Genomic DNA, 5,124 nt, shown 5'->3' on the forward strand with positions numbered 1-5,124 from the left:
GCTTCGAGCATGCCCAGCGACACGATGAACGAGGGCAGCCGCCACGCGACGGAAATGGTGCCCGTGATGGTGCCGCACACCAGGCCCGTGGCCAGCGCCAGCGCGGCGGCGGCGGGCACCGTCCAGCCCCATTGCAGGATGGCGGCGGCCGAGGTCGCAGCGGCCAGCGCCATCACCGAGCCCACCGACAGGTCGATGCCCGCAATGATGAGCACAAAGGTCATGCCCACCGCCATCACGGCCAGGGCCGGGATTTCGTTGGCGATGGTGATGAAGGTCTCGGCGCTCCAGAAATATTCGGACAGCGACGAGAACAGCGCCACCATGCCCGCCAAAACGGCCAGCAGGCCCAGGTAGGTGCCCAGCTGGCTGCGCCAGACCGAGGCGGAGGAGGGCGCCGCAGCGGGCGCGGCAGATGTGGTGGGGGCGTTCATGCGGTCACAGGAGAAGAAGTTGAAGGGGTGGTGCTGGTGCGCCCGCCGGGCTCGGAGAACGCGGCCGCCAGCAGCGATTGCTCGGACCACTCGCCGCGCTCGAATACGGCCACCAGGCGGCCCGCGCTCATCACGCCGATGCGGTCGGCCATGGCCATGAGTTCGCGCAGGTCGGACGACACCATGAGCAGCGCGCGGCCTTCCAGGGCCATGCGGTCCAGCTCGCCATACAGCTCGGCGCGCGCACCCACGTCCACGCCGCGTGTGGGTTCGTCGAGCAGCAGCACGCGGCCTTCGCGGTGCAGCCAGCGGGCGAACACCACCTTTTGCTGGTTGCCGCCCGACAGTTGGCCCACGGGCTGCTCGGGGCTGCGGCAGCGGATGCCCAGCGTGCGCACAAAGCCCTGCACCAGGCGGCTTTCGAGCCCGCGCTGCAGCCAGCCGCCGCGCGACACGGCTGACAGGTCGGACAGTGTGGCGTTGATGCGGATGGGCTGCGACAGCAGCAGGCCCTGGGATTTACGGTCTTCGGTGACCAGGCCCACACCGGCGGCGATGGCCTGCAGCGGCGATGCGAAACCCCGCTGCCAGGTGCGGGGGGCGGTAGGCGCTGGGGTGGGTGTTTTTGCTATGTTTTGTGTAGCTGCTGGCGCATGATTCACTAGCGCTTGCGGCTGTTTTTGCTCCAAAACCGGGTGCAGCGTCACGCTGCCGCGGTCCGCCTGGTCCGCGCCGAACAGCAGACGGACCAGCTCGGTGCGGCCCGATCCAACCAGCCCGGCAATGCCGAAAATTTCGCCCGCGCGCAGCTCCAGGCTCACGTCCTGCACGGCGGTGCCCCGGCCCAGGCCTTCGGCGCTCATCACCACGGGGCCGACGGGGCGGCGCGGGCGGTGGTCCAGGTCGCTCACCACGCGGCCCACCATGCGCTGCACCAGGTCGTCTTCGCTCATGCCCGCCATGGGGCGCACGTCCACCAGGCGGCCATCGCGCAGCACGGCCACGCGGTCGGCAATGCGGCGCAGTTCTTCGAGCCGGTGCGACACATAGATGATGGCCACGCCGCGTGCGGTGAGGTGGGCGATCTGTTCGAACAGGTAGTTGGTCTCGCGCGGCGTGAGCATGGCCGTGGGTTCATCGAGCACCAGGATGCGCGTGTCGTCCTGCAGGTTGCGCGCAATCTCCACCATCTGCTGCTGGCCAATGCCCAGCTGCGAGACGGGTGTGGCGGGGTCGATGGTGTCGAGCCCGATCTTGGCCAGCTGCGCGCGGGCGGCGGCGTGCAGCACATCGCGCTGCAGCCAGCCCAGCCGGTGCGGCAGGCGGCCCATCAACAAATTCTCGGCCACGGTGAGCGTGGGCACCAGGCCCAGCTCCTGCATCACCATGCGCACGCCGTGGCGCTCGGCATCGCGGCGCGAGGTGGGGGCGTAGGCCTGCCCCGCCAGCTGCATGCCGCCGCGCGTGGGCTGCTCCAGCCCGCAGAGGATCTTGGACAGCGTGCTCTTGCCCGCGCCGTTCTCCCCGGTCAGCGCCAGCACCTCGCCCGCAAACAGCTCCACATTCACGCCATCGAGCACGGTGGCGGTGTAGTCCTTGCCCACGGCCTGGATGGCGAGCAAGGGCGGGGACTGAGGATCGGGCGAGCGACTGGGCATGGGGGCTTGAAGTGGGCGGCTGCAGGGCGGTGTTTATCGGTTGAGCGGGGAACAACGCCAGAAGGGCCTTGTTCGCCGCTCTCGGATTTACTTGCTGTCTTTCGTCACCAGCACCACATCCGTCTTCACCGTGGCGGGCAGCTGGTTCTGCGGCGTCTTGGCGGCCAGGGCCTTCTGTGCCAGCTCGATGCCGAACACGGCCTGCTTGGCGGCGTACTGGTCGGCGGTGGCCAACACGCGGCCGTCGGCCAGCATGGGCTTGATGGCGCCGATGTTGTCGTAGCCCACCACTTGCACCTTGCCGGTCTTGCCGGCGGCCTTCACGGCCGCCACGGCGCCCAGGGCCATGCTGTCGTTGCCGGCCAGCAGGGCCACGAGGTCAGGGTGCTCGCGCATCATGCCGGCGGCCACGGTGTTGCCCTTTTCGATCTCCCAGTTGCCGGACTGCACGCCCACCACTGTGATGTTGGCGGCCTTCATGGCGTCCTGGTAGCCCAGGGTGCGCTGCTGCGCATTGAAGGTGGTGGACACGCCTTCGATGATGCCGACCTTGTCGCCGGCCTTCAGCGTCTTGGCCAGGTGGTCGCCCACCAGCTTGGCGCCTGCGCGGTTGTCCGGGCCCACAAACGGCACGGTGATGTTCTTTTCCTTCAGCGCATCGGCATCGAGCTGGTTGTCGATGTTGACTACGAGGATGCCTTTGTCGATGGCCGCCTTGACCACGGGCACCAGCGCCTTGGAATCGGCCGGGGCCAGCACGATGGCACTGACCTTTTGCGCCATGGCTTGTTCGATCATCTTGATCTGGGCTGCCGTGTCGGTCTCGTTCTTGATGCCGTTGGCCACCAGCGTGTATTCCTTGGCATGGGCCTTCTGGTGCGCCTTGGCGCCGTCTTCCATGGTGCGGAAGAACTCGTTGGCCAGCGACTTCATGATGAGCGCGATCTTCGGCTTGTCCTGCGCAAACGCAGGGCTGGCCAGCAGGCTGCCCACAACGGCGAGGGCGGCGGCGGTCTGAACGGAACGGCGGGTAAATCGCATGGGTTTTGTCTCCAGGTTGGAATGTGGACGAAGGCGACCGACAGCGTCGAGGGGAATCCTCAGCAGACCTCCTCAAAAGGAGTGACCGCCGATGCCCCGGTGCCTTGTCGCGAACTGGATGATATCGAAAGCAAACGTTTGCGCAAACGTTTGCTAATCAGTAAAAACCCGAAGATACGGACATGGGAGCACCGGGTGCCGGAGGATGGCGTCCATGGTTTGCACCCAAGAAAAAGGGCGCCGAAGCGCCCTGGGGGAGGTGGCAGGGGCTGCGTTTGGTGCGCTGCCCTTAAAACGGCGTCAAGCCTTGCGCAGCTCCCTGCGCAAAATCTTGCCCACGTTGCTCTTGGGCAGCTCGTCGCGGAACTCGATGTACTTGGGGCGCTTGTAGCCGGTGAGGTTCTGGTGGCAGTAGTTGGCCACTTCGTCCTCCGTCAGGGCCGGGTCGTTCTTGATGATGAACACCTTGATGGCCTCGCCCTGCTTTTCGTCGGGCACGCCGATGGCCGCGCATTCGACCACACCGGGGCACAGGCTGATGACCTGCTCCAGCTCGTTGGGGAACACGTTGAAGCCACTCACCAGGATCATGTCCTTCTTGCGGTCGATGATGCGGGTGTAGCCCTGCGGGTCCATGATGCCGATGTCGCCCGTGCGCATGAAACCATCGGGCGTGAAGGCCTTGGCGTTCTCTTCGGGCTGGTTGTAGTAGCCCACCATCACGTTGGGGCCGCGGATGCAGATCTCGCCGGACTCGCCCTGGGGCAGGCTGTTGCCTTCGTCGTCCTTGATGGCGATGTCAATGCCCGGCAGCGGCAGGCCGATGTTGCCGCTGAAGGTGGTGCTGATCACCGGGTTGTTGGTGCCGATGGCGCAGGTCTCGCTCATGCCCCAGCCTTCGATCATGGTGCTGCCGGTCACCTTTTGCCATTGCTTGGCCGTGCCCTCGCTGGCCGCCATGCCCCCGGCCTGCGACACGCACAGGTGGGAGAAGTCCAGGGTCTTGAACTGTGGGTTTTGCAGCAGCGCGTTGAACAGCGTGTTCACCGCAGGCAGCATGTGGAAGGGGCGTTTCTTCAGTTCAGCCACGAACTTCGGAATGTCGCGCGGGTTGGGGATCAGCGTGAGGCTGGAGCCCTGGCGGATGGCCAGCAGGCACAGCGTGAGCGCGAAGATGTGGTACAGCGGCAGTGCGGCAATGCTGTTGGCCTTGCTCAGGTCACCCACCTTGGACAGCGCGGGTGTGAACCACGCCTCGGCCTGCAGCGTGGCGGCCACGATGTTGCGGTGGGTGAGCACCGCGCCCTTCGACAGGCCCGTGGTGCCGCCGGTGTATTGCAGGAAGGCAATCGAATCCAGCGTGGCCTGGCTGGGTGTGAGCGACTTGTGTTCGCCCAGCGAAAGCGCCTTCTTGAACGTGACGACCTTGCGGCCGTTCGACAGCGGCAGGTCATACGCAGGCACCATCTTGGCCAGGTGGCGCACGGCGAAGGTGATCCATTTGCCAAACCAGAAGCCCAGCAGGTCGCCCATGGAGGCCATCACCACATGCTTGACGGCCGTGTGGTCAATGACCTCAGCCAGCGTATGGGCAAAGTTCTCCAGGATCACGATGGCCGTGGCGCCCGAGTCCTTGAGCTGGTGCTCGAGCTCGCGGGCGGTGTACAGCGGGTTCACGTTCACGCAGGTGTAGCCTGCGCGCAGAACGGCGGCCATGGTCACGCCAAACTGCGGGATGTTGGGCAGCATGATGGCCACGCGCGCGCCAGGCTCCAGCCCCAGGCTTTGCAGGTACGCCCCCAGCGCGGCCGAGCGGCGTTCCAGCTCGCCATAGGTCATCCACTGGTCCATGCAGACCGAGAACGGGCTGGATGCGTGTTTGCGGAACGACTCTTCCAGCAGGTGGGCCACAGAGCGGTATTGCTCGGGCTTCACGTCGTGTGGGACGCCCGGGGGGTAGCTCTTGAGCCAGATCTTTTCCATGCGCTTGT

Annotated in this window: 3 protein-coding genes and 1 pseudogene; all 4 read right to left on the bottom strand. The window is 65.9% G+C overall.

Features of this window, described 5'->3' with window-relative positions; genetic code table 11:
* Positions 1-434 (bottom strand): annotated as a pseudogene (locus ISS20_RS23520) (ABC transporter permease); the annotation flags it as partial.
* The gene (locus ISS20_RS23525; protein ID WP_291440062.1) at positions 431-2,092 is read right to left on the bottom strand and encodes a sugar ABC transporter ATP-binding protein; all 1,662 of its coding nucleotides are present in this window, start codon (positions 2,090-2,092) and stop codon (positions 431-433) included. The gene ISS20_RS23525 and the pseudogene ISS20_RS23520, both read right to left, overlap by 4 nt.
* Before the next feature lie 87 nt (positions 2,093-2,179).
* On the bottom strand, positions 2,180-3,133 hold the full coding sequence (locus ISS20_RS23530; RefSeq protein ID WP_291440063.1) for a sugar ABC transporter substrate-binding protein: 954 nt from the start codon (positions 3,131-3,133) through the stop codon (positions 2,180-2,182).
* 300 nt (positions 3,134-3,433) lie between these two features.
* On the bottom strand, positions 3,434-5,116 hold the full coding sequence (locus tag ISS20_RS23535; protein ID WP_291440065.1) for an AMP-binding protein: 1,683 nt from the start codon (positions 5,114-5,116) through the stop codon (positions 3,434-3,436).
* Positions 5,117-5,124: the final 8 nt, after the last annotated feature.

The sequence above is a fragment of the Acidovorax sp. genome (assembly GCF_016783915.1).
In the GTDB taxonomy this organism is placed as follows: domain Bacteria; phylum Pseudomonadota; class Gammaproteobacteria; order Burkholderiales; family Burkholderiaceae_C; genus Acidovorax.